Source organism: Paradesertivirga mongoliensis (assembly GCF_024436395.1).
GTDB lineage: Bacteria > Bacteroidota > Bacteroidia > Sphingobacteriales > Sphingobacteriaceae > Paradesertivirga > Paradesertivirga mongoliensis.
Window position 1 is genome coordinate 892,365 of sequence record NZ_JAFMZO010000001.1, and the last position, 25,508, is coordinate 917,872.

25 protein-coding genes are annotated in these 25,508 nt (G+C 42.8%); 15 read left to right on the plus strand and 10 right to left on the minus strand.

Features of this window, described 5'->3' with window-relative positions:
• Window positions 1-207 precede the first annotated feature (207 nt).
• Together J3P43_RS03535 and J3P43_RS03540 are read right to left on the minus strand one after the other, a co-directional pair.
• The gene (locus J3P43_RS03535) at window positions 208-1,809 is read right to left on the minus strand and encodes an ABC-F family ATP-binding cassette domain-containing protein (RefSeq protein ID WP_255899100.1); all 1,602 of its coding nucleotides are present in this window, start codon (window positions 1,807-1,809) and stop codon (window positions 208-210) included.
• A gap of 299 nt (window positions 1,810-2,108) precedes the next feature.
• Entirely contained in the window at window positions 2,109-4,301 is a 2,193-nt protein-coding gene (locus tag J3P43_RS03540; RefSeq protein WP_255899102.1) for a hypothetical protein, read from the minus strand.
• 324 nt (window positions 4,302-4,625) lie between these two features.
• Between J3P43_RS03540 and J3P43_RS03545 the strand changes: the two genes are divergently transcribed.
• The 3 genes from J3P43_RS03545 to J3P43_RS03555 all read left to right on the plus strand — a co-directional run bounded on the left by J3P43_RS03545 (window position 4,626) and on the right by J3P43_RS03555 (window position 6,558).
• Entirely contained in the window at window positions 4,626-5,210 is a 585-nt protein-coding gene (locus J3P43_RS03545) for a Crp/Fnr family transcriptional regulator (protein ID WP_255899105.1), read from the plus strand.
• A gap of 56 nt (window positions 5,211-5,266) precedes the next feature.
• Entirely contained in the window at window positions 5,267-6,004 is a 738-nt protein-coding gene (locus J3P43_RS03550) for an SDR family oxidoreductase (RefSeq protein WP_255899107.1), read from the plus strand.
• 86 nt (window positions 6,005-6,090) lie between these two features.
• Window positions 6,091-6,558, plus strand: coding sequence for a response regulator (locus tag J3P43_RS03555; protein WP_255899109.1), 468 nt, complete (start codon window positions 6,091-6,093; stop codon window positions 6,556-6,558).
• Between the two features lie 240 nt (window positions 6,559-6,798).
• On the opposite strand, the gene J3P43_RS03560 is transcribed toward J3P43_RS03555, so the two are convergent.
• Both J3P43_RS03560 and J3P43_RS03565 read right to left on the minus strand, forming a co-directional pair.
• Window positions 6,799-7,566 carry a M90 family metallopeptidase gene (locus J3P43_RS03560; RefSeq protein WP_255899111.1) on the minus strand — a complete coding sequence of 256 codons (768 nt, stop codon included), beginning with the start codon at window positions 7,564-7,566 and terminating at the stop codon, window positions 6,799-6,801.
• Window positions 7,567-7,645: 79 nt separating this feature from the next.
• Window positions 7,646-8,626, minus strand: a complete 981-nt coding sequence (locus J3P43_RS03565) for a T9SS type A sorting domain-containing protein (RefSeq protein ID WP_255899114.1) — start codon at window positions 8,624-8,626, stop codon at window positions 7,646-7,648.
• Between the two features lie 233 nt (window positions 8,627-8,859).
• On the opposite strand from J3P43_RS03565, the gene J3P43_RS03570 reads away from it, so the two are divergent.
• Window positions 8,860-9,399: a helix-turn-helix domain-containing protein gene (locus tag J3P43_RS03570; protein ID WP_255899117.1), complete on the plus strand. Its 540-nt coding sequence runs from the start codon at window positions 8,860-8,862 to the stop codon at window positions 9,397-9,399.
• A gap of 100 nt (window positions 9,400-9,499) precedes the next feature.
• The gene (locus J3P43_RS03575) at window positions 9,500-10,915 is read left to right on the plus strand and encodes an amidohydrolase family protein (protein WP_255899121.1); all 1,416 of its coding nucleotides are present in this window, start codon (window positions 9,500-9,502) and stop codon (window positions 10,913-10,915) included.
• A 117-nt stretch (window positions 10,916-11,032) separates the two neighbouring features.
• Here J3P43_RS03575 and J3P43_RS03580 read toward each other — a convergent pair whose 3' ends face one another.
• Both J3P43_RS03580 and J3P43_RS03585 read right to left on the minus strand, forming a co-directional pair.
• On the minus strand, window positions 11,033-11,431 hold the full coding sequence (locus tag J3P43_RS03580; RefSeq protein ID WP_255899123.1) for a VOC family protein: 399 nt from the start codon (window positions 11,429-11,431) through the stop codon (window positions 11,033-11,035).
• A 115-nt stretch (window positions 11,432-11,546) separates the two neighbouring features.
• Window positions 11,547-12,053, minus strand: coding sequence for a putative immunity protein (locus J3P43_RS03585; RefSeq protein ID WP_255899125.1), 507 nt, complete (start codon window positions 12,051-12,053; stop codon window positions 11,547-11,549).
• A 246-nt stretch (window positions 12,054-12,299) separates the two neighbouring features.
• Here J3P43_RS03585 and J3P43_RS03590 point away from each other — a divergent pair, with 246 nt between their 5' ends.
• The 4 genes from J3P43_RS03590 (at window position 12,300) to J3P43_RS03605 (ending at window position 17,964) form a co-directional block, all read left to right on the plus strand.
• Window positions 12,300-13,418, plus strand: coding sequence for a glycosyl hydrolase 53 family protein (locus J3P43_RS03590; RefSeq protein ID WP_255899128.1), 1,119 nt, complete (start codon window positions 12,300-12,302; stop codon window positions 13,416-13,418).
• Window positions 13,419-13,919: 501 nt separating this feature from the next.
• On the plus strand, window positions 13,920-15,020 hold the full coding sequence (locus J3P43_RS03595; RefSeq protein WP_255899131.1) for a Gfo/Idh/MocA family protein: 1,101 nt from the start codon (window positions 13,920-13,922) through the stop codon (window positions 15,018-15,020).
• Window positions 15,021-15,537: 517 nt separating this feature from the next.
• Complete coding sequence (locus J3P43_RS03600; RefSeq protein ID WP_255899133.1) at window positions 15,538-17,199, plus strand: glycoside hydrolase family 28 protein; 1,662 nt, start codon at window positions 15,538-15,540, stop codon at window positions 17,197-17,199.
• A gap of 246 nt (window positions 17,200-17,445) precedes the next feature.
• Window positions 17,446-17,964 carry a GNAT family N-acetyltransferase gene (locus J3P43_RS03605; RefSeq protein WP_255899136.1) on the plus strand — a complete coding sequence of 173 codons (519 nt, stop codon included), beginning with the start codon at window positions 17,446-17,448 and terminating at the stop codon, window positions 17,962-17,964.
• A 209-nt stretch (window positions 17,965-18,173) separates the two neighbouring features.
• Here J3P43_RS03605 and J3P43_RS03610 read toward each other — a convergent pair whose 3' ends face one another.
• A complete protein-coding gene (locus J3P43_RS03610) occupies window positions 18,174-18,515 on the minus strand; it encodes a transposase (RefSeq protein WP_255899139.1) in 342 nt (113 codons plus the stop codon).
• A gap of 307 nt (window positions 18,516-18,822) precedes the next feature.
• Between J3P43_RS03610 and J3P43_RS03615 the strand changes: the two genes are divergently transcribed.
• Together J3P43_RS03615 and J3P43_RS03620 are read left to right on the plus strand one after the other, a co-directional pair.
• Window positions 18,823-19,593 (plus strand): glycoside hydrolase family 11 protein, encoded by a 771-nt coding sequence (locus tag J3P43_RS03615; RefSeq protein WP_255899142.1) that lies wholly within the window; start codon window positions 18,823-18,825, stop codon window positions 19,591-19,593.
• A gap of 119 nt (window positions 19,594-19,712) precedes the next feature.
• The gene (locus tag J3P43_RS03620) at window positions 19,713-20,240 is read left to right on the plus strand and encodes a hypothetical protein (RefSeq protein ID WP_255899145.1); all 528 of its coding nucleotides are present in this window, start codon (window positions 19,713-19,715) and stop codon (window positions 20,238-20,240) included.
• Between the two features lie 319 nt (window positions 20,241-20,559).
• Here J3P43_RS03620 and J3P43_RS03625 read toward each other — a convergent pair whose 3' ends face one another.
• Entirely contained in the window at window positions 20,560-20,751 is a 192-nt protein-coding gene (locus tag J3P43_RS03625; RefSeq protein ID WP_255899147.1) for a hypothetical protein, read from the minus strand.
• An 89-nt stretch (window positions 20,752-20,840) separates the two neighbouring features.
• Window positions 20,841-21,308, minus strand: coding sequence for an REP-associated tyrosine transposase (locus J3P43_RS03630; protein ID WP_369414775.1), 468 nt, complete (start codon window positions 21,306-21,308; stop codon window positions 20,841-20,843).
• A gap of 261 nt (window positions 21,309-21,569) precedes the next feature.
• Here J3P43_RS03630 and J3P43_RS03635 point away from each other — a divergent pair, with 261 nt between their 5' ends.
• Window positions 21,570-21,944: a DoxX family protein gene (locus J3P43_RS03635; RefSeq protein WP_255899149.1), complete on the plus strand. Its 375-nt coding sequence runs from the start codon at window positions 21,570-21,572 to the stop codon at window positions 21,942-21,944.
• Window positions 21,937-22,296 carry an iron chaperone gene (locus J3P43_RS03640; RefSeq protein WP_255899152.1) on the plus strand — a complete coding sequence of 120 codons (360 nt, stop codon included), beginning with the start codon at window positions 21,937-21,939 and terminating at the stop codon, window positions 22,294-22,296. Before J3P43_RS03635 ends, J3P43_RS03640 begins: the two co-directional genes overlap by 8 nt.
• Before the next feature lie 326 nt (window positions 22,297-22,622).
• Here the strand turns inward: J3P43_RS03640 and J3P43_RS03645 are convergent, their stop codons facing one another.
• Window positions 22,623-23,309, minus strand: coding sequence for a phytanoyl-CoA dioxygenase family protein (locus J3P43_RS03645; RefSeq protein WP_255899155.1), 687 nt, complete (start codon window positions 23,307-23,309; stop codon window positions 22,623-22,625).
• Window positions 23,310-23,756: 447 nt separating this feature from the next.
• On the opposite strand from J3P43_RS03645, the gene J3P43_RS03650 reads away from it, so the two are divergent.
• Together J3P43_RS03650 and J3P43_RS03655 are read left to right on the plus strand one after the other, a co-directional pair.
• Window positions 23,757-24,095 (plus strand): hypothetical protein, encoded by a 339-nt coding sequence (locus J3P43_RS03650; protein ID WP_255899157.1) that lies wholly within the window; start codon window positions 23,757-23,759, stop codon window positions 24,093-24,095.
• 32 nt (window positions 24,096-24,127) lie between these two features.
• Window positions 24,128-25,507: a sigma-54-dependent transcriptional regulator gene (locus J3P43_RS03655; RefSeq protein ID WP_369414776.1), complete on the plus strand. Its 1,380-nt coding sequence runs from the start codon at window positions 24,128-24,130 to the stop codon at window positions 25,505-25,507.
• Window position 25,508 lies beyond the last annotated feature (1 nt).

Sequence of the window (25,508 nt, forward strand, 5' to 3'; positions counted from 1 at the left end):
TTAAGATTCAACAAGGTGCAAGATTCCATAAATCCTGGTGGAGTTTGTATTGAGGAGCCTAATTAATGAGCTCCGCCCCGCTCTCTTGCCTGGCTTAGTCCCTGGCTTTGATATTTTCTAAAGAGTTCGCCAATGCTTCCTGATTTCCGGTTTCTAAAGACGTGGACTCGTCTACAGCACCTGCTATCTCATTCTAATTCCTATACATTAATTCCTTACTTCATTTAAATCAATAACCCTTTCTATTCCTACCTGTTCCAGGAATAATTCGTCGTGCGATATTACGATAAGCGTTCCTTTATAGTCGCTGACAGCGGTTGTCAGAATTTCAATGTTCTGGATATCGAGGTTGTTAGTAGGTTCGTCGAGCACTATGATGTCGGGTGCCTGGTTGCTGATGGTTAAGCAGCAAAGCATGAGGCGCATTTTCTCTCCGCCGCTAAGAGAGCGGCAACACTTGTTCCAATCGTCTTTAGCGAAGAGGAAACGGCTGAGCCGGATCTTTACTTCATGTTCTTGCAGAGCGGCGAGGTTGAAGCGCTGCGCCTGTTCATAAACACTGATGTCATTTCTGATCAATGAATAATCCTGATCGATATAAACGGATCGATGAGCTGTATGCCGGATGCTTCCGGATGCAGGTTCGAGCTGACCCAGGAGGAGTTTTATAAGTGTGGTTTTACCCGAGCCATTGTCACCTTTAAGGGAAATGCGTTCTCCGCTTTTAATCCAGATGTTCAGAGGCCTGGTCCAAAGCGGCTTATCGCCGAAACGATAATTGATATCCACTGCAGTAAACAGGGTTTTGCCCTGATGCAGGGTAGCATCGTCGAAGCCAAGTTTTATCTTGTCAATATGGGGTAGCTCCTTACGTAATTCACTGAGATCCTGCGATATAGAACTCAGTTTTTCGGTATGCACTGCTTTGAGTCGCGAGGTGCTGTTTTCTGCATTATTACGCAGCGTATTCATCATGATTTTAGGAACCCCTGCTTTTTCCTGCTTTTTCTTTCCGCGGGCGTCGAGCTTTTGCTGCCGCTCAAGGGTTTCGCGTTCTGCTTCCCTGGCCTTACGCAGGGCCTTTTCCTTGCTTTGCAGGCTCATGTAGAGGGCATTCTGCTCAATTTGCTTCTGATTCTCGTAGAATTCATAATTGCCGCCATAAAGAGTGATTCCGACGTTGCTTAATTCGTAAACAGAATGGAGCAGATTGAGCAGTTTACGGTCATGACTTACCACTACCATCGTAGCGTTGCTTGTGCGGATAAAATTGTAGAGCGCCTGCCTTGCGGCCTGGTCGAGATGGTTGCTGGGTTCGTCCAAAAGCACTATTTCCGGGTGGTGAATAGAGATTCCGGCAAGGAAGACTTTGGTCTTCTCTCCCCCGCTTAGCGAAGCCATAGTTTGGCTCAGTTCAAGGCCTTCCAATTGCCACCGTGCGAGGGCATCTGCGCATCGCTCTTCAACGCTCCAATCGTCGTTAAGGGTGGCGAAATTCTCATTGCTGGCGTTGCCTTTAAGGATTTCTTGTAAAGCATTAAGTTTATCCTCTACCTGCAACGCAGCGGCAATAGTCAGATGATTATACTGCCCAAAGTGCTGAGGGATGTAATACGGTTTCGAGACTACTTTTAAAAGGCCGCCTGATGCAGGCAGCGCGCCCGCCATGATCTTTAGCAGCGTGGATTTTCCGGCACCGTTGTTGCCAATCAGGGCAATTTTATCGTGCTTGTTAATAGCCAGGTTGATGTTCCCGAATAGCATTTCTTTATCCGGGTGGATATACGTAAGTTCTTGGGTAATAAGCATAAAACTTCTTTCCAGGGAGTGAATAATTTAAGCCAATGGATGTTACCGGCTTTGTTTTATTTGCTGAAAGAAATTAAATCCTACATGAGTATGATGATTGGTGTGAGCTGCAAATTTAATAATTTGTTTTGGTCTGAGGAAACTTGGAGTGGCGCAAGGGTGTTAGTTCTGGTTTAAGAGTTTAGGGAAGATCTTAAACGGTTGAGCAGGTGTATGCAGCAAGCGCGATGAGTTCTTGTTTGACATCAGGTTACAGATGAGAGAATGATGGGGTGCAAAGTTATGAACCTTCGCCAAGTTCAACGGGCTTTAACCTCAAAAATAGTGCTCCCTGAAATAGGACCCATGTTTTCCGTTACACCCTCAACGAGCACTTTAATTTTGTGAGGTAGTGTAGAGTTGAAAAACGAAAGTTGTACTTCACCTGCGTCGCTGGTAATCACATTTGGCTCCCAGTGAATAGTTGTTCTGATGTCTGAGTGGACGTTTAGATTTTCATAGTCAGGAGTATAAAAGTCACGGCCGGTATAAAATGTATTTTCAAGCTCCTTGAGGGCGTTTAAAGTGTTACGTGACACTGCACTGTTGGAGGTCAGGAACATAACAACAATATCCTGTATCTCAATAACACCATATGGGTCAGAAGTAGTGAGTGCAGATTCTGAGCGATCGATACCACGCTTAATTTCTATTTTCTCAAAAGCATCAATGGGCATGTTGAGGTATTTCTCGTAATAGCTATTCCTTGTCGCATCGTCGGTGAACGGCAAACTAACGCCATCAACAACCAATCTGGGATAGAGAACCTTTCCGCGCCTTCCTGTAAAATATACATTAAGTTCATTGTCTGTAAGGACAGAAGGCGAGTAATGAAGCAAAAAATGTCTGAGATTCTTGTGATCGTAATCTTTAGGCTCTACGAAAAACACCTCGCCAGGGGCAAAGGGAACAAACGATTGATCCAGCAAGCGAACGGATTGCCGACCTTTTATAACCACCTCCTTCAAGATAGTACTATCTTTGGATACCAAAGGGATAACTCTTTCAGGCTGGCCCCTTAAAACAATTTGATCCTTATGCCGATTCTCATCGAGATAACTTTCCTTCTTTACTCTCGTCTCCTTATCCAGCAGCCGGCGCCAAATAAAATCTCGCCATCCCTGAGTTAATAAAAGAAAATCAAGTTTTTTATCGCGTTGGGGATTGCTCTCGTCGAAGTACTGATTAACATTTTCAATCTCGCCTTTTAGTTCTGATTTTAGTTGGAGGTAGCTTAGAATGTTTGTTTGGTTCTCCCCCGCAGCTTCTGCATCGATAACAGCGATTGACAAATTGGCTAAAACCGGCTTACTATCTTCGTCTACAACTTTAATAGAGACAGTTGCTTTTTCTTTAGGATTGTACCTTACTTTATTCGTGCTTACTGACACGCGGGGTTTTTGGGCGGTCTCAATATAAACTAAGCGCTCACAATGCGGCCTGGAGGTAGAATCGGCAAGTCTGATTTCTGTTATTCCGGCGGGCAGATTGCTTTTTTTAATTTGTATAAGAAGTTCGGCTTGGCGTAAAACGATCTTGCTTGTGTGACTAATTCTACCTTTGGACCGAAGAGAAATCGAGAAGCTCCGGTTCAAATTCTCATTGAGGAAAGTATCATTCGTTTTCAAGGTTATAGCCAAAACAGAATCTTTGTTTTCTGCATGCAAAACAATCCCCTTTTGCAGCGCAGGGGGAAGAACAACATGAAAAGACTCTCCACTTTGAAATTTACCTCTGACATAATACGTCATGTTTGAAAGAGGCTTCAGAATAAATACACCCTGGCCTGAGTTATCGCTTTCTAAATTCAAGATAAGTTGTCCGGAAGAATCAAAAACTTGTCCAGAGGCGGCCATCCCCTTGCCTCCTTTTTTTGTGGTAAATGCTACCATTCCTGGCACATTCTCTACCATCGATCCACTTTCCGGAAAAAACTTTACAGCAATTTTCTGGGAAGCAGTAATAATCTCTTCCCATGCGGATGATACTACAGCAGAATTCCCACGGGCCGTTTCTGAAATGGTCGTTGCTCCTGTAGGTTTTGAGATCTGAATTTTTTTTTCGAAAAGAAGATTATCGCCAAAATAACTTATTAAGGTAGTATAAGCCCTGAGCAGATAGGGGCCTGACTGTAAGGTCGGGTCTAGTTTAAAGTCGCCTTTACCAACGCCGTTTTTTAAATAAATCTTCTCCTGTGCAATTGTGACAGATTCGTTGTTTATGAGTTCTACCACTAAGGCATTGCTTGACCCGGAAAGCATATTAGTTTGACCATTTAGTAAATACGCTTTAAACCAAAGGTTTTCGCCGCTCCAAAAATGTTCGCGATCGGTATGCAGATACACTTTTTCAAAAATAATGCTTGGGAGAGGCTTAGCGGCTTGCTGACATATAGCCTCGTGAGTGAACAGGAGCAGCAGGGGCGTTATTTTAAGATAAAATGTCCTTATCATGGATGCAACGTATACCCACTAAAAAAATGCAAATCGAACGTGAATTTACAATTTCTTTTGAAATACGGGACGGTTAGAAGATCCAAATTTAGCTAGATAAGATCTTGATCTTCTTTCTGGTTTAAAAGGTCAGCGGAGGTGCTCTTAAATCATTTTTTGAAATCACGACTCCGCCCGGCGGGTTAGAAAAAAGTCTTTCTGACTGTCTCTGTTGTAAACAGGATGGATGTATCTACACATGAGTGAACAACACACTCATTATAACCTGGACACTTGCACGGCATTTATCAATTTGTATCTTCGGGCTAACAAGAATGTCATAGTATGTCCGGGAAATCAGATCTTGAAGAACTTCTGGTAAAAGTTACCGGCCTGAAGGAAGCGGAAGTAACCGCACTGTTCGGCATTTCAAAACCCCTGAGCCTGGCAAAAGGAGAGCGTTTTATTGAAGCGGGCCAGATTCCGAGATATATGGGATTTGTAGTTAAAGGGCTTTTTCGTTATGTGTATCTGGATGATGAGGGTAATGAATTCACCAAAAATTTCTTAGCCGAAAATAGCTTCATCACCTCGTACTCTGCCATGGTGCAACAGCAGCCCTCCTGGTTTTCTATAGAGGCGCTTGAGGATTCGGAAGTACTAAAGTTCGATTTCCTAAGCTGGAAAAAGATAAGCCAAAATAATCCCCAATGGGACCGGTTTCTACTGCAAATGCTGGAAAAGGCTTTCATTATTAAAGAGAAACGCGAGCGGGAACTTCTATTGCTTGACGCTGAAAGCAGGTACAGAATTTTCAGAGAAGAATTTCCGGGACTCGACAAGCGGGTTAAGCAACACATCATCGCTTCATATCTTGGAATCAAACCCGCATCCCTTAGTCGCATCAGAAAACACGCCGCGTTAACATAGGTTAATGTTTCCTGCAAAAGCTTCCTGTAGTATTGCAGCTGGTTTAAATGAGCAACATGAAACTTACAGGAAATACTATTCTGATTACCGGCGGCTCGTCGGGCTACGGCCTGGCTTTGGCCAAGAGGCTGGCTTTACACAACAAAGTGCTGATATGCGGACGAGATCTCCACAAACTGGAAGAAGCAAAACGGGCGGTCCCCCAAATCGATTTTCTGCAATGTGATATTTCCCAATCCGCCGAAATCTCGCGGCTAGTAAGCTGGGTGAATACTGATCACCCTGAATTGAATGTACTCGTCAACAATGCTGCTGTTGTTCACCAGGAAAACTTCCTCACAGATGATGAGACGCTCGACAAAGCCGAGCTTGAGTTCGCCGTCAACCTGCTTGCACCTATCAGGTTAAGTAAATTACTTCTGCCAGTACTTTCCGGCAACTCATCGCCGGCGATCATAAATATCACGACCGGTCTTGTTTACATTCCCAGGGTTAAATACACTTACTACAACGCCTCGAAAGCGGCACTTCATTCTTTCAGCCAGGTTATAAGAAGCCAGTTAAGTGCATCTCTGGTTAAAATAATCGAGATTTTGCTGCCCGTAGTCGACACACCCTGGCACCAGGGCAATCCTCCAAAAATTGCGATCAGTGCCGACACCGCCGTCGCGCTGTCTCTTAAGGGCCTTGAAAAAGGGAAACTGGAGATCCGGGTAGGAAAAGTAAAGTTACTCTACCTGCTGGCCCGCATGGCTCCGGCATTTGCCTTTCGAAAATTAAATGCGCTTGAGTAGCGTACCTGCTGAACAGCGGGGTGAAGATTTATTGGTCGTACCGATGATTAAAACCGGAAGGAATTTTTAATCAATTGCGAAAACTCATGTTATCTTCATCTTCGCCGGATATTTTTACAGCACAAATTGAAAGGAGAGACAAGATGTGTCAGGTATTAATAGTTGATGATGATCCGGTCCACCATTATCTTGCGCAGTATCTATGCAGGAATCATCCGGAAATTAGCAGTCTGAAATGTTTTTTGAAGCCGGCTGATGCCCTTGATTTCATTACAAAGGGATTGTTAAACAGATCTCAGGTACCACAGATAATTTTACTCGACGTCAATATGCCTGATATGGACGGCTGGCAATTCTTAGAAAGCCTTCACAATATTTGTAATAACACCGAAACCCCTATTAAAATTTTCATGCTTTCGGCGGCCCCTCATTTCAAAAGTGAGCAGCTTAGATCTCAGTACCGATTTGTGAAGGGCTATTTTACAAAGCCTCTAACTAAAAATATGCTCGATCGGTTGCTTGTACCCGAATATAGCCCTAAGGAGTTTCATTAATCTTAGCGTGGTATGATGGCATACGATTTTGTGTTTAGTTCCGTAACCCGGCTCTGCCTGAATTATTCTCTCTTCTAAATAGGTTTAATCGTGCTTTTACTGATGGCTTTGGCTCGTCCTGGGTATGGTCAGGGTAAAGGCATCCTACGTTCATCCTACGTTTTAGGCAGGATGACGCCTGGTAGGTGATGGAATAGGGATAACGCCACGGAGGGGAGTGCAGGGTTGGAAGAGTTGAAGTTAAGGAACCGGATTATACATTTTATCAGCAAAGGAATACAATTCCGGATATCTTCTTTTCATCTTTTCCGGCTTCTCGAAAAAATATTCAGAAAGTACTGCAAAGAATTCCGCATCGTTTGTAAGAGCGTAGGGGTCTATATCTGATTTACCCTTTTCAATACGCTTCATTTCTTTGTGGATGGCTTTAATCCAGGGACTGAAGTAAGCGCTGCTTAACAGAAGTTCAGGAACTCCGTCGACGTCTCCGTCGGCCATATCCAGCAAATGAACAAACTCATGGATAGCTGTATTCCTGGCGTCATTATCGATCCGGAATCCCTCCCTCAGCGCATTTTTTGAAAGAATCATCTGCCCGTGCATAAATCCGGTTCCAACAACACCAAGGACCGTGCGGTCTGCCCCCTGGAACTGAAAATCCTGATTAAATGTATCGGGATAGAGAATGACGCTGGTCAGATTGCGGTACTCCCAGTTTCCGAATTTAAATATTGGGATAATGGCACTTGCCGCTACCAATATCCGGTCCACATCCTCTACTTCGGTGCCTACCCCTTCGATATATACCTTACTGATGAAGGCTGATATCTTCTGTTCGAACTTTATTTTTTCGTCCTCATCGAGCTTGCGGTAAAATGCTATATGATCATTAAGAAGCGAAGCGATATGTTCTGGCAGCGCGGGATTTTTCGGGTTCGCCGCCCCGGGCTTCTTCCATACAAAGAGTAAAATCAGGGCAACTGCAAGTATCAGGGCGGCAATAAGCATTAACTAAGATAGTAAATACCAGGTGTCAAAGAAATCTAATTGGCTTTGAATGGTAAATTTCTCCAGGCCGATTGCTCATTTATTGTTTAATAACGGTGCGACTCATTACTCTTCCGTCTGCCAGTTGAGTTTTTAACACGTAGCTGCCGGGAGGGACATCTGCATATATTGGGATAGTGTGGACTCCGCTCAGTAATCTTTTTGTATGTTGCTGAAGTACAGAGCCTTTCATATCTATAAACGAAATTATTACGGTTTGTTCTTTGTCGAGTGTAAAACCGACGCTTAAACTATTCTGGAATGGATTAGGGAAAACTACAAATGGCTCGTTCGCAGACAAAGCGGGATTTTTTAGATTGCCGAGATCAGAAGCAAATATTCTGGCACTATCCGGAGCAAAAGGTTTAGCTGCTGACTTTTCCTGACGAACAACAATTTTATCTATTTCCCACGCAGACTTTAAACACTGCTGAAAACCTATGGTATTCCCCGGGATTGGTTTGGTAAATTGCTTTAAGATCTCCTGGTCATTAACCTTGAGAATGACAAAGCCGTTGTTCTGGATGATCTCATATTTGTTAGTGTTTGTGAAGTCGAAGTCTTTCAACAGTACAGGGTTGATATCCTTCCTGACAAAATACGACCATTGAGTATCGAAATAATCCAGATCAACTCTACCCTGGCGGTGAAAAGATAGCTGATAAAGACCTCCGGTTATATTTCCAGAAGCCGACCTGTTTCTGGAACCCCATTGAATATCAATTAATTCTAAAATATCACCTCCACTCACGAATCTGGCAAAAAGAGTAATTGAAAAATTTTTTAAAGTATTAAGCTGTGGAATAGTTTTACTATACCAGAGGCAGCCATTCCTTTGGCGGTTCTTCTCGAATTTTTCAAGATGAAGTACACCACCATTTATTTCTACTAAAAAATCGGAATTCTTTTTTAGCGCCCATTTATTCTTATTGTCTTTGAAATCTTCTCTCAACAGAATTCTGCCCTGGCTGAAAGCCTGGCACTGGGAAAAAATTAAAATCAGGAGGAAAATTCTTTTCATGTAATGAAGATATAAAAAAGAAATATATCTCATGTTGGCACAAGTATGCAGCGCTGGGCCGTGGGAGGGGCCTATTTGACCCGGATTTAGTTCAATGATGGAAGCCTTAGGGAGACATCAGCCAAGCAGGGATCATCGTTTTGTTGGTGGGGCACAAACAAAGGAAAAAGTGTCCATAAATCAGTGAACCAATATTATTATCTTACCCCGCCGTTCGGACGTTTGCATTTTATATGTCGAAATTACTTGCCATAAGACAGAAGCAAAATTTAACTCAGGAAGAGCTGTTTGAAAAAACGGGGATTTCCGTACGAACCATTCAACGTATCGAGGCTGGCACCACTCCTAAAGGGTATACTCTGAAAGCGCTGGCGAAAGGATTGGGCGTAAGTGAAGATGACCTGGTTGAAAAAGAAGAAGTAGCTTCCCCGGATGAAACTAAATGGCTGAAACTGATCAACCTTTCTGCTTTGCCCTGCATGTTTCTACCTCCTTTAAACATCGTTGCTCCGCTGCTCATCATGCTTATGAAAAAACAATTTACACCTGTCACCCGAAAGGTTGTAACCATTCAGATTGTTTGGACACTCATAGCACTAATCCTGATCTCCACAGTGATGATGCTGAACGACTGGTTTGGGATTAGAAGTAAATACATGATGCTCATACCCGTAGTCTGGCTTCTTGTAAACAGCCTGGTGATACTTCGAAATGCGGCCGAAATTGATAAGAACAATAGGTTGCGCATATCAACAGGTTTCAGCCTGATATAGCCTTTTTTACGAATTGGCAGGGGTTTGTCGGGTTTTTGGCGGCCCCTAAGTAATAGGCGGCCCTAAAATTTTCTATTTCTTTGGTGCAAATAAAAAACCGATGAATAAGATCGAAATCATGTTAAGAGCCGCGGCCGCCGTGAAACTATTTACGTTTACTCTCGCAATGTTGATATGCCTAACTTCTTTTGGGCAGGTACCAGAATTTGACCTTGTTATAAAGAACGCAAAAGTGTTCGACAGCAGAACAGGAGCCCTTTTACCGAACCGGACGATTCTAATCAAAGGCGGAACCATTATTAAAGTAAGCAGAAGCAGAAATAAGTATTCAGCTGTGAAAACCATCGACGCAGCCGGGAAACTGGTAACGCCTGGATTTGTCGACACTCATATTCATCCCACTGATGTTTATCGCTCTTTTGGCGCCCTGCCTGAATACTTTCCAAAAGACTCTCTGGAATTATTCAGAAAGCGACTTTCAGATACTTATTTGCCATATGGCGTGACAAACGCAATGATTATGGGACACTCTGAAAAGTGGTTGCCACCGATACTTAGCTGGCAAGCTGACCCTCGGCCAAACCACCTGAATATCTACACCGTAGGTGGTGCCCTGATTTCAAACGAAGGTCGAAAACCATATATTAACCACACTATTGTGAGTTCTCCTTCAGCCGCAAAACAGAAGGTGGTAGAATATCACAATTCAGGCATAAGGCATATAAAACTTTATTGGAAGCTGCGAAGACCAGAATTTGAAGCGGCTTTTAAAACTGCCGATAGCCTGAATATGAAAATATACGGGCATATTGACCAGAATGTAATGTTTATAGATTCAACCTTAAGTATTGGTTTGCGTAACTATGAACATCTTTTGACCCTGGTGAACAGCGTTCTGCATATGAAAAATGACGGCAAAGATTTTCAGTCGGAAATGCAGAGGCAGTACCGTCCGGGTGCTGCAAGAAACGGTCAGTTAGAGCGCCTGGAGATGTTTCGATTTATTCACGACAAAAAGCCGGGACTGATTGATGCCCTGATAGACAAGCTTTCGAAAAGCAATGCTACTTTTTCTACATCGATCCATTTGATGGCGGAGCCATTTGGACTAACTTATTTTCCAGGCAAGCAGGATACTTCGTTATCCGCAGTGCAATTAGACAGATGCAAAGAGAACGTTAAATTATTTATGGGCTTTGTGAAACAGGCATCCGACAAAGGAATACAACTTCGGATAGGCACTGATTGGCCAAGTGGTGGTAAGGCCTTTATTTCTGAGCAACTGCTTTTATCGGAATATGGGGTTAAAATTCCTAAAATTCTTCAGATTTCAACAATTAACGGAGCAAGGGCTCTGGGGCTAGAGAATACCTATGGCTCAATTGAAAAGGAGAAGAAAGCAGACCTGCTTATCTGGGATAAAAGTCCGTTTGATAATTACAGGAATTTTCTTGCAGAAAAGATCATTATTAAAGATGGGGTAGTTTTCAAAAATGAGAACGAAATTCAGTTATAAAAATAACGGCCCTAACTCTTCTCCCGCGGTTATTGGTGTTGTTGTTTGCTTATAGGTCTAAGTTCATAAATGGCAGTTATCGGCTTGTGGTAATAACGCCCACAAGCCAGATACTGGTCACTTTCTGTGAAGCAGCATCCACGAGGTTCCAAATCTGTCGCGCAGCATAGCAAAGCGATGCGCAAAGAAAGTCTCTTCCATCTTCATGAAGATTTCACCTCGGTCGGACAACAAAGCATAGATTTTTTCAGCTTCTTCTATACTATCCAGTGTAAGTGAAAGGTAGGCGCTCCTCATCGGCTCAGCGTGTGGAATGTCTGCTCCCATGAGTGCTGTCCCGCCTATCTCGATCTCTGCATGCATTATCTCATCTTTTCTTTCTTCAGAAATATTGGCGTTTTCCGGCAATTGTCTGAAGGTGGCAATGGAGGTAATTTTACCACCAAGGTATTGTTCATAAAAGAGAAATGCCTCCCGGCAATTTCCTTTGTAGTTGATATACATGTCAAGTTTCATGCGCCATTGTATTAGTTATTATAAAGCTAGAAAATTGACATAACAGTTTTATTTTCCAGCGGTTTTAATTCTGCCATCAGCGCAAGACCAAAAGAGTGGTGAGAGCTTAAATCCATTACATTTTGAAGCTTTCTGCCTTCTTCGTCATTGTTTTTAAGACAAGGCTTGCAACATCTGCAGGCAGGATCTTTTGTAATGACTTTCTTTGCCACTCCCGCTCTTCTTCTACTGCTTTACCGGCACGATTAAGGGCTCTTAAAGCATACAACGCTGCACCCATTGAATGATCGGCCATATGAGCCGTAGCTACGCCTTGTCCGATAGAACGTGCTACTGCAATTTCAACAGCGTCTGAGCTTTCTCTGGCTACTGCATGTGCTGCTAACGAAGCTTTCATTGCAACCCCTGTTGGTACCTTATTCTTTTCCCAGTGTTCAGCTACTTGAAGGGCGTAAATCAACCGGCTGTCAACTGTTTTGATGAGGGGCAATACCCGCCGGGCACACTCTCTGGCCCATCCCATTAACCTACGATGATTTTGTTTAGAAAGAGGACCTCCCCGGTGCTCTGCTATAAATGGATAACGAGCCGACTGCTTTGCTGCCTGATTATTAGGTCTCATTACTTTCATTCTTAATAGGTTTTGACAACGCGGGCTGTTTCCTTTCCACAAGTATCTCCTTTATGGCTTGATAATGGCAACACAACAAAAAGCGGAGGTATTTGAGCAAGAAAGTTACAAACTTTCCTGCATAGTAAAGCTAATTTAGGCCATCAATGGGTACGCAACAAGCCTGGATCAGAAGTAGTTCGTTAAATTTATAGTTGTATATTTCATCCCGGGCAAACCAACAACCAATTAAACAGCATGAAAATACGCCAAAGAATTTTTAGCAAGCCCTCAATCTTCAGCTTGCTGTTTTTTATTATTTCATCCACTATTTCGGCTCAAAACCTGCCGTATCAGAATGATTATGCGTTCGGGCTTGATTTGTCTTTTGTGAAATCCCGGGAGGACAGAGGAGAAAAATATTTCGACATAGATGGCACACAGAAACCTGTCTTGCAAATCTTCAGAGATCATGGCTACAACTGGGCCCGAATCATGATCTGTAACGAGCCTGCCCGGCTTCCCCAGGATCTGAAATACGTCATCGCAGCCGCTAAAGATGTGAAAAAGTACAATTACCATTTTACGCTTGACATGATGTTTTCAAATGACTGGTCTAACCCGATGGTGCAGCCAACACCATCGTTATGGGCGGGTATGACACATAAGAAAAAGGTGGAGGCCGTTTATGAGTATGTGCATCACGTAGTTTCGTCCTTAAAGGCAGAAGGTGTGTTGCCAGAAATCATTCAAATAGGAAATGAGATTGGAAATGGCTTTCTGTGGCCGGAAGAACGCATAAACTATGCGAAACCCGCGGAGAGTAAGTGGCAAAATGTTGCGGATTACCTTAAGGCAGGGGCCAAGGCCATCAGGGATGTCGATGGCAAGGATAAAAAGGTCAAAATTATGATCCACGTTGACCATGGGGGAGATATCGAGTTCTCAAAGACATTTTTTGACAATATGAAAAAATCGAAGGTCGATTATGATGTCATCGGATACTCTTTCTATCCCTGGTCTCACGGCAATTTAATGGATTTGAGAGAAAATCTGAGAATGACGGCATTGCGTTATGGAAAAGAGATCATTGTAATTGAAACAGGTTATTACTGGAAGAAAAATACATCCCACGAAGATGTCGCTTTTCCCTTTCCAGAAACTCCTGACGGCCAGAAAGAATGGTTTCAGGCGGTTAATGATGTGGTTATGAATGTACCCAATGGTCTGGGAAAAGGCGTGTTCTGGTGGGAACCGATGCAGCGGGGCAGAGGTTTTTTTGACGATCAAACACGTATAGGCAAGCCCATTTTAAAGGCTTTCGAAAAATATGTGTTTCCTGCTCGCAGGTCGGACAAGCAAACGAGGATACAATAGAGTTTAATGAAGATTGGGCTTCCTTCCAGGTTTCGCTGAAGTTAGTGTCTAGTGCTGATTTAAGTCGCCCTTCGGAAGAGTTGAACCAGGGGGAGTGCGACATTTTTCATTCGCGGTTTATCTATCAAACTCTAAATGGCCACTACCAACCATCCGTTTTTTATAAACTGTAATGGAAGTATTGATGAACTCACAGTACTCACCCGCTAGCCCGACAGAGGCTAAAAGTTCTGGCAAATTGATTAGGTAATACGGCGTTTAATGGCTTGTTGGTGACAACACCAACAAGAGCAGAGATTCGTTACAGAAAAAGCTTAATTATTAGAAAACCGAATGGCTAATACTATATTTATATTCATTATAGCCAGACAGTTTCATTGACAGCAGCCGGAAGAGTAGCAATGCCATGCAAATATCGCCATAAGGCATACAACACTAACTGATCGGCAAATTGGAACGAAACTGAACCTGGTTAGGGACTTACTTTATAAACCCTTACTTATGACCTATTCAAGAAGAGACGCCATTAAAACTATGGCTTTAGCAAGCTCGGCACTGATATTTTCTCCGAATTCATTATTAGCTGCAACAAGACCCGGAAAAGAGAAATTAGGTGTCGCACTTGTTGGCCTGGGCTATTACTCTAAAGATTTGCTGGCTCCCGCCTTACAGCAGACAGCCAACTGCTATCTGGCGGGAATTGTTACCGGAACTCCTTCGAAAGCAGAGGATTGGAAACAGAAATACAACATTCCCGACAAAAATATTTACAATTATCAAAATTTCGATTCAATAGCCAACAACCCCGACATTGATGTGGTATATGTAGTGCTTCCGCCTTCAATGCACCATGAGTATGTATTAAGGGCCGCAAAAGCCGGGAAGCATGTGTGGTGCGAGAAGCCCATGGCAATGACTGCCAGAGAATGCCAGGAAATGATTGATGCTTGCCGTAAAAACAAGCGTTCCTTAGCGATCGGGTATCGTCTGCAGCACGAGCCCAACACCCAGGAATACAGAAGAATAGTAAACAATAAACTTTTGGGCAAGGTAAGAAAAGTTGAAGCTGCTGCGGGCTATCACGATAACAGGACCAATCATTGGAAGCAAAGCAGGGAAATGGGTGGTGGTGCTCTTTACGATATGGGAGTTTACGCTATTCAGGGGGCAAGACTTGGAACGGGAATGGAACCGCTTGCCGTATTATCTGCCGAGACATCTACCACCCGCCCGGAAATCTATAAAAATGGGCTGGATGAAACTGTTGTAGCTTCGCTGGAGTTTCCCGGGGGTGTAATTGCTGATATCAAGACCAGTTTTGGCGAGAATGTCAACTTCCTGAATATCCATTGCGAGAAAGGCGATTTAAACTTAGCACCCTATTCGGGATATAGTGGAATCAGGGGAACGAGTCCATTGGGTGAAATCAGATTTCCTTATCAGGTTCCGTGGCAGCAGGCGAAACAAATGGATGATGATGCCCTCGCCATTATGCAGAGTAAAAATGTTATCGTGCCGGGAGAAGAAGGGTTGCGAGATATCAAAGTGGTTGAAGCTATCTACAAATCGGCTGCAACCAGGCAGAGAGTGAATCTTTTGTGATACTGCTTGATTTCGGCTGCCAGGAACAGAAAGCAATGCCACTTCATCGCTCCACAAATCAACGCTTAAAGAATTACGTTTCCTCAAAGGAGTCAGAAAAGCACCTGCTGTGAAGAATTGTGGATGGTAGGTAATTTGATTGCTTCTGCATGTTGTCTTTGGGCTTGTGGAAATTAAAGCCGGACGAGTCCTGGTTTTCATGGTAAATATTTAAGCCGCCCGCGGAAAACTTAAACCAGAGAGGGTGAAATAATTAATCGAGAATCAAGTTTATAAGAATTGGGACAAGAGATTGTTGAGTATATCGAAAAGGTTAGCGAAGGGATGTGTACAGAAGCACTAAGGCATCAAGAATGTGTATGATCCCTAAACAATTTCAATTGAATTACCAACCGGCTTGTTTCCGTGCTTAATTTCGTTATCTGTAAATAATATAGAATTTGTTAGATTACGCCAGCTGCTTTTATTACGTGGATAGTATAAAATTCAGTAACTCTAAGGGCTGTTAAAGATCCATATGAAAAGAAATCATCCAATACAATCCGCTTCAATATTATTTCTACTGCAATCCTTCCCTGCTAAGTTGAAGGTGGTAGCCAAATTAAGAACGCTCAGTTCCATTTTTGCCCTATTTGCCGTTATGCAAAGCAGCTTTGCACAAGGAAACAATTCTCTTAATTCAATTCCCACAAAAGATGAAGTAGGTGCGTTAAGAATGCCCGATGAGATTGCACCTGTACATGCACCATTTCCTATGCCTCAATTCAGAAAGCCCACTTTTAAATCTCTAACAATGAATATTACGGAGAAGGGAGCAAAGCAGGGCGTCATGACTACAAAAGCGATACAAACTGCTATTGACGAGGTACATAGTAAGGGCGGCGGTACCGTGGTTGTTCCAAAAGGGATTTGGAATACCGGCCGCATTATCCTGAAAAGTAATGTAAACTTTCATATCTCTGAAGGGGCCGAACTGCGTTTCAGTGGCGAGATTAAAGACTACTTACCTGTAGTATTTACGCGTAGTGCAGGTGTTGAGGGGATGTCGCTGGGAGCTTGCATTTATGCAAACGGTCAGCAGAACATCGCCATTACAGGTAAAGGTAAGTTGGTTGGGCCTGCTCCGGGATCTGTAAGAAAACAGAATATAGGGTATGGAACATTTGAAGAAAGAGTACCTTTTGAGAAGCATCCAACGCAGCGGATATTTGATGGAAGTAACGGAGGCCCGATCTTCCTTCCCACTTTTATTGGCCCGATTAATTGTAAAGATGTCTATATAGAAGGCATTTCATTGAGAGAAACAGCTTTCTGGAATATTGTTCCGGTGTATTGTGAAAATGTCATCATCCGCGGTGTGGACGTTTATTCAGTTGGTATTCCAACGGGTGATGGAATGGACATAGAATCCTGCAAAAATGTTTTGATAGAATACTGTACGCTGGCGGCGGGCGATGACTGCTTCACCATCAAGTCTGGAAGAGGAGAGGATGGGATGCGTGTTAATAAACCTTCGGAAAATATAGTGATAAGATATAGCCTTGCAAAGCAAGGTCACGGAGGCGTCACTACGGGGAGTGAAACTGCAGGCATGATCAGGAACGTGTATGTGCATGACTGTGTTTTTGATGATACCGATACCGGTATACGTTTTAAAACACGGAGGCCAAGAGGTGGTGGTGGAGAAAACTTGTATTACGAACGAATCAGGATGAACCTGAGGGGAACTGCCATTAATGTAGACATGTTAGGAAGCAGTATGTATGTAGGTGCCCTTGCAAGCAGGGATAATTCGGTTGTAAATAAGTTAACGCCCTTATACAGGAATATTAGTGTAAAAAATATTATTGTAGAACAGTCATCACAGTTTCTGAAGGTTAATGGTCTGCCGGAATCACCTTTAAGCAATTTATTAATTGAAAATGCCACTATTCGTTCTAAAAAGTTAATCACGCTAAACGATGCAAAGGGTGTTGTTTTGAAGAATATAAAAATAAGCAGCGACGATAATCTTATCCAGGTACTGGATAGCAAGAATATTGCATTCGAAAACGTGCATTTCGATGTGCCGGGGAATGAGGTGGTGACAGAGATTAAAGGCGATAATGCCGGCAATATTGAGTTTAAGGATTGCATACCCCCAAAGCCACGAGACTGGGAAACATCATCTCATCAGTAATGGTAATGCTTTAGCTTTTCAAAAAGGATATTATCGTATGAAGAAAAAGCGGGTTTGCTGAAGGTTGACCTGTTGTAGGCAACATGCCGGTCATCGTAAAGATTATGTAGTCATTCGATAGACCTAAACCGGTGAGAACCAAACAAATCCACTTGAAACGACTTAATTAACATACAAAGGAAACACTGTATGTCAGTAAAAATTGCCCTACCATCGGATGAAGCTCAGGCTATCGATACATTAACTTTGGCATTCAGCACTGATCCAATGGTGCGTTGGTCACTACCCGACCCGGCAAAATATCTGGCAGTTTTCCCTTTAATGGCGAGGGCTTTCGGCGCAAGCGCATTCGAGAGGGGGACGTCTTATGTCGCTGATGGCTTCGCCGGCACAGCCCTATGGTTGCCCCCTGGTATTGAACCCGACGAGAAAGCCCTTCTGAGGCTGTTAGACGAAAACGCTCCCAACGATATCAAAGACGATATGCCCCGGATTTTTGAGCAGATGCAAAAATATCATCCAACCGAACCGCATTGGTACTTGCCGTTGATAGGTGTCGATCCTGTGTATCAGGGTGCCGGAGTCGGCTCGGCGCTGATGACTGAAGCGCTCAAGGCCGTTGACCAGGACGGATTAATTGCATATCTGGAATCTTCGAACCCCAGGAATATTTCCTTGTATGAGCGTCACGGGTTCGAAGTTATTGGCGAGATTCAATCTGGCGGCTCTCCCGTTGTACACCCCATGCTACGAAGAGTACAATAAATAATCATCCTATAGATTCCATCGCGTTGGTTCGTGTCTCGCGAACCGGTAATCACTTTTGCCTTTGTTGGTGTTGTCACCGACAAAACCACTAACCGTTGAAGTGCGTCACTAGATTAAACTCGTCTGAACCGTCGACATAAAACCGAGCAGATGAGTATTTATAATCTTCCGGATGTTCAGTTAATTTCCATTTCTCCTGAACGGGATTATTGTGAATGTACACCATTTTGCATAAACACTTCATCGCTCCACAAATCAACGCTTAGTGAACTACGTTTCCAGAACTGGTACTTTCTGTCGGTGGAATTTACAAGAAATTCGTTCAGCATTGGGTTTGCAGAATCTGCCAGTCTGAACTTCATCTGCTGAGATGTGAATTTAAGAAAGCGCATCTGTACTACATCTCTTTTGAAGCCATCTTGTATTTGCCAGATTAAGTGAATATGATTTGGCATGATTACATAGCTGTGAATGATAATGCTGCCTTCTTTCTTTAAGAATTGAAGGCTTTTGATGACGAGGTCTTTGAAGTCATCCTTTTTAAGCAAATGTTTCCATTCGAAGATCGTTGCTGTGAGAATTGTGGGTGGTAGGTGTAATTGAGTGAATCTATCAAAATTCTGGCAAATTTGTTAGGCAATACGACGTTTATCGGCTTGTTGTTGACAACACCAACAAGAGTGAGGTGGTTACGAAAGTTGCAAATTTCTTTATCGGACAAAGCAGCTAATCTCTGAAAGAGCTACAGCAGGCTTCAATTTAGCAAGCACATTTGTGTAACAATTATGATGATTATTGACATTGTTACAAATGGAAAACCTCTTAATTCGCAACACTAATTAATTAAAAACCTATATGAAAAAACAAAACTTAATGCCAAGGGCAACCAGGAAGGTTGCCTTCGGAGCGGTTGCAATGATTCTATTTGCTGGCTCATCAGTATTAACAAGCTGTAAAAAGGAATCAGCAGATGTAGAGGAAGAAATGCATGCTACCCAAAATGCTTCTAAAGCTAATCCTACTGTCAAAACCTACCAGTCGGGTACTCACAACGGTTTTTTCTGGTCGCTTTGGAAAAGCGACGGAGCAACCGGCACCGCTAACTACACCAATGGTTCCGGCGGTAATTACGCGATTTCATGGAGCGGCTTCAATGGAAATTTCACCTGCGGAAAAGGGTATAATGCGGGTTCCCCAACGCTTAAAATCGGCTATAATTTAGGAGCTTATACCAACTCCGGCGGTGGCACCTTCGGTTGGTACGGATGGAGCAGAAGCCCTTATTATGAGTACTATGTTAACGAAACCTGGGGAACTCATTCACCTCACGAGGGAACTTTCCTTGGCGCTTTCAACAGCGATGGCACCGCGTATAATGCCTGGACAGTTTGGAAAACCGGACAAAACATTGATGGTGGCAACGGGTTCAGACAAATTTACAGCTCCCGCGTTTCCAAAGTTCCTGTACCTAGCGGAAACCGTACGATTACTTTTGCCAATCACTATAACTACTGGAAGAGCAAAGGCTATACTCTTGGACAAATGAACATCCCGGCGATTATGGTTACCGAGACATGGGGTTCTAATGTTAGTGGTTACTCTAACTGCACTATCTGGGGACTTTAAACACCGATTGTTTTCTAGCATGTAAATACTGCCCGGTGGTAATAGCCGGGTAGTATTATCTAATATGTTATCGCCTGTTGGGGGTAAACTTCCTTTTAATAGTATTCAATATTAGTACAATGAGATCATTCTTATTTTATTTTCTTGTGATTACCATCTTTGCTCTCTTTTCCTGCGAATCAGAGAGTCGTAAAACCGCTGAACCAGAAGACCATAACATATCCTTGCTCGGAAAATGGTATAGATTTTCAAGAGAAAACGGATACACCGAATTTGATATAGATTCGCAGAACGTAGTGTTTTATAATCAGAAGGTAGGCAGGTTTGAGCTGCCTTATACCGTAGAAAATGATTCTTTGAAATACCTCACCAATAAGTACGCAGGTAAAATTACACACTATGGCGATTCCATACATCTGGAAGGGAATGACCAAACTACAGCCAGTTTATACCGGTTTAAAGACCCAAATATTCCATTTAACTCTATACCGGAGGAAACAGATTCTCTATCATTCAGATCATATCAAAAAGGATTCGATGAAAGACTGGTCCGTGAGTTTGAGAAAGCAGGAATAGAGATTTCTGATGGAATGGGAAGATCTGAGGATACCGGATATGAAGAATTGCTAAAAAAGAAAGTTCGGTAGGTCAGCTAGTTAAGTGGGAGAGTAGATATTTGCGGATCATGATAATTATGCTGGCGGTTGATCATTATGAGCAAAGAATGTATCGCTCATTTACAATTAGCGTTTCGCAGTGTATAGTCAATTTACAAATAATTCAACTGTAGATTAAAAGCCGGACAAGACCACTTATATAACTATTTTAGGGTAAGACAGGGTAAGACACAGGACGAGACAAAATCATACACTCCTCATACACTATCCATACTTGAACTATACATAAGCTATACGGAGCGAGAGCGAGTGTCGGTTTGTTGGTGACCATTCCAAACAGGAGCAGAGACTAAAGTGCTTTCGCGAGGAAAACAATGCCCGCTATCAGGCACATGATAATCAGCATCCATGTCCGAAATGAACGCATGCTATTTATTCCGTCAGCAAGTTCTCCTTCGTACTTGTCCCAACTGCGTATTTTATAAAGGATACCCGCCCCTAAGAGAAAAGCAATCCCTACTAACAGAGTTTTAGCACCCATCTACTAGATCAATTATTTGAACAATCCTTGCTCTTCGACATGTTCTGCAAGGCATGTCGAAGAACAGATAAAAGAGGATTTGTAATCCTCTAAACCGCCAGCTCTAGTAAGCTTTTCCTTACTCCATAAATTTCACCGCAACTGCTATAGAGAAACTCTTCTTCCTTCTCTACCAATCCAGCACGAACCGGATTTAAATGGATATAATTTAATTTGGTATCAAAAAACTCCTGCGAGAAGATTTCTTCACCATGATACCCTTCTTTCCAGAACCAAATTTTATCTTCTTTCTTTAAGAGCCAAAGCAACCAAGATTTTCTGCTTTCTCTCGGATTATCTTTAATGGCTTCGAAGATCTTCTTGGAAATGTATTTCTTAAAATCTCGGATTATATCACTCAGGCTATCTTTGTTAGTGCTCACAATCATATGAATATGGTTGCTCATCAGAACCCAAGCATAAACTTGCAGGCCTTTTGTTGCCTGACAAAACCGAATGCTCTCGAGTAAGATGTCTATATATTCTTTTCTTGTAAACACGTCTGCCCATTGATGCACGGTACAGGTAATAAATATTGGCCTTGTTGATTTTTGATGGTATAGGCAGATCCCATACTTCGAATATGAGATTTATATAGGAATTTTTCTATACCGGGATTGCAAATCCCTTTTTATCTAGAGTTCGACATGCCCTGCGGAACATGTCGAACAGCGGCAATTGCCGCTAAATACCCTTAAATTGTCGTAAAACCCCTGCTGATAACTATAACATCTTTAGCAGTTTTGGAGCATAATAAAATTATAAACAAGGGAACGTAAATGAAAAAGAACAAAATTATTTTTTGGGCATCTACAGGTTTTATTTTTCTGTTTGAGGGACTTATGCCACTAAGCACTTTATTGTTTGCCCCTCAGTATTTTAATGCAGGAACTAAACCGCTTGGTTATCCCGACTACTTTGCCTATGCTCTGATAATATTTAAGGTACTGGGAGCAACAGCGCTGATAATTCCAAAGCTACACTCTAAGTTGCGAGAGTGGGCTTATGCAGGCTTGACGTTCAATTTAATTTTTGCGTTAATAAGCCATATTGTAGTCGACGGAGAACTTGGAAACATCTTGACTCCGGTTATAATCGCTGTGATATTGGCGATCTCATATAGTTATAACGAAAAAATCAGAAACAATGGCTAAAACGGACTTTAAAACAATTGACGAATATCAGTGCAGTTTTCCTGCTGAAGTTCAGGAAAGGATGCAAGCAATCCGCGAGATTGTTCACCAAGTGGCACCCGAAGCAGAGGAAGTGATTAGCTATCAAATCCCCGCCTTCAAAACGGGGAAGAAATTCTTGATATATTATTCAGCCTATGCAAAACATATTTCGCTGGCAAGTCCCTGGAGTGAAGCGTTATTAAAGGAATTCGCGAAAGAATTAAAAGGGTTGAAAGTAAGCAAATCCGCTATACAGTTTCCAAACGAAGAGCCCTTGCCATTAGGTCTAATAAAGCAAATTGTGACGTTTAGAAAGAATGAAGCAGGCTAGGGGAGCTGCTACACGAGCGGTGTAAATTGGTGAAAGACACTGTCATTTCGCAGAGGGATGCATAACTTTCTTCTCCGAGTCTCTCATCCGGAATTGCAATAGGTGGTCAGGAGACTCAGGGGAAGGAACGAGCAGCTTGCTAAAGGTTGAGCTTTTGTAAGTGGCAAGCCGGACGGAGCCATGGGTTTTTATGGTAAAGATTTATTCGCCCTGCGGAAGACTTAAACCAGAGGGGACCACCAATTTAATTGGGTAACGGACTACCGCGAGGACTTTTAAGTTACTCGTTTTGTTGGTGGGGACACCAACAAAGGGGGAGAGGGTGGTCAATGCCATTGGAGTCCATTCCCCAGGTTGTATCCATATTCAATTTGAAGTATCCTACGGGATCTGCTACATGTTGAATACGGTGAATCGTGTAAGATCAGAGGATTCATAAACATTATTCCAAACCTTTTTACACGGCAGAGAACTTTTGTGCTGCGTTCAAGTATCGATGGTATCTCTCTTTGCGGAATGATGCCTTTAACGTGACTGCCAGGAATTACATTTATCGCTCCATTGGTCTCATCGCAATCATCAAGATGTAAGCGCAAGGTAACCAACTTGCTCATCACTTCTGCAGGTGGCTGTACGTGAGGAATACCCGCCTCGACCGACCAATTCTTATACCCTTGAGTTTCTATCTGTTTACTAACCGCAATTTTCAAGTCCTGATGCCAGGGAATAATCCAATTATTTTCTGGTGTTTTGTCCAGAATAAATGCTTTAACAGGAAACATCTCCTCCCGACAAAGCTTCCGTAGAAATTCCCGGATTTTATCACAATTTGCCAGGTTGTACACAGGTTCACAAGAATCTAAAAGGCTTGATGAACTTACTTTATTATTGCAATAATCAAAGGCACCCAGTCTAACCAGAGCAGTTTCTAAGTGCAATATCTGCGCTCTTTCCAGAAATTGGTTGTCTATTACAAACCCCTTCTCGTTTAACTTTGATGTAATGCTTTCCATGCTTGCCAACAAATATACATGCTAATTTACTCCAAACCTGCGACTTGAGTTTGCTGAAGGTTGAGCTTTGGTAAGTGGCAAGCCGGACGGAGCCCTGGTCTTCATGGTAAAAGATTTAAGTCACCCCGCGGAAGACTTAAACCAGAGAGGGATGGTAGGTGTAAATTCTGGCAAATTCATTAGGCAATACAGCGTTTATCGGCTTGTTGGTGACAACACCAACAAGAGCAGCGAGAAAAGCTAGACGGATAGGAGTTTCGATGATCGATGGTGCTTTACGTTAACATAATCTGCTGACTTCTCCCCCAGCATGTAGAGAAATTCCACAAATTATTTTAACAACGATTGGTGTTAATCAATTGGCTGTTAGGGTATTAATAGTTTTGTGCCAATTCTGGCACTGTTCTGTACTATAAGAGAGCAACAATACATTAAGTAATCTAAATTATGAGAAAATTAATTTTATCAGCAGCCTCAGTAGCAGTATTGGCTTTCGCCGGAACAACAGTTAAAGCAAATACTTTAAGTCGTTTTGAAACTACCAACCTTAGTATTCAGGATAGTCTCGCCAAAGACGAAAACCTTACTAAAACCGCTGTTAAACTGGAAGAAATACCGGATGCCGTAAAAGCAGTTTTAAAATCTGAAAAGGTGAAAGAGTGGACTCCCTCGGCAGCGTTTTTAGTTAAAACCAAAGAGGGTCGGGAATATTATCAGATAGACGTGGCGAAAGGTCAGGAGAAAGGAACCCTGAGAATCGACAAGGACGGCAAGGCAGTTCAGTAACACACCCTTATATACAATTAAATATAACCTTTATGAAAGCCGGAAATGTTCCGGCTTTTGTATTTTTGCGGGCAGGCAAAAGATCTATGGCAAAAATTCTGGTTATTGAAGACGATCTGACTTTTTCTCAGCTCCTGGAGGGCTTCCTGAAAAAGAATGGTCATGAGGCCGACCTCCGCCATGATGTGAAGAGCGGTATAAAAGCGCTGGATCAACAGCAATATGATCTGCTATTGGTCGACTACCGCTTACCTGATGGTACAGGCCTTGAGGTATTAACTGCCAGCAGAGAAAAGTCCTACGGCAATCCTGCAATTATAATGACCAGTTTCAACGATGTGCGTACTGCGGTAGAGGCTATGCGTTCTGGAGCTTTCGATTATATCACTAAGCCGGTAAATCCCGATGAGCTGCTCATGAGAATCGGCGAGGCGCTGGCACCTAAGAAAGACAAATCCTTTACACCACACTCATCTGCCGAATTTATACAAGGCAGCAGTCCGCAGGCTGCAAAACTAAAGGAATATGTTGATCTGGTAGCCCCTACCGATATGTCGGTGATTATACAGGGCGAAAGCGGAACAGGTAAAGAGTATTTTGCAAGGGCTATTCATCAGCGTAGCAAGCGATCTCAAAAGCCCTTTATAGCGATAGATTGTGGCGTGCTTTCAAAAGAACTGGCCGTCAGTGAACTCTTCGGTCATGTGAAAGGAGCTTTTACAGGCGCATTAACAGATAAGAAAGGAAAGTTTGAAGTAGCCGGGGGCGGTACAGTTTTTCTGGATGAAATTGGTAATCTTGACTATGAAGTACAGGTAAACCTGCTTCGGGCTTTGCAGGAAAAAGTAGTTGTGCCTTTGGGAAGCAACCGGCCGGTGTCTGTAGATATCCGCATCATAGCTGCTACCAATGATGATTTGCTGACTAGTGTAAGCCAGGGTAAATTCAGAGAAGACCTTTATCACCGGCTCAATGAGTTTAAAATGCACTTACTTCCACTTCGTGCAAGGGGCAAAGACCTTGGATTATTTACGAAGCATTTTATTGAAGTGGCTAACAGCGAACTCAACCGCGATGTTACACGTCTTTCTGACGAAGCATTGGATGTTTTTCAGCGTTACGACTGGCCCGGAAATTTACGCGAGCTCAAAAATGTAATTAAGCGGATGGTTCTTCTCAGCAAAACCCGAGAAGCGGGGATAGAAAGCCTTCCCGACGAGATGATGTTTTCAATTACTCAGTCGCCTAAAGTAAGCGGAACGGATCTGAAAGCGATTAATGAGATGAATGAGAAAGCACTTATTATGGAAACACTGCAAAAGGTAAAGTATAACAAGTCGATGGCGGCTAAATTGCTGAATATAGACCGTAAAACGCTTTACAGTAAAATTGAGAAATACGATTTAGAGTGAA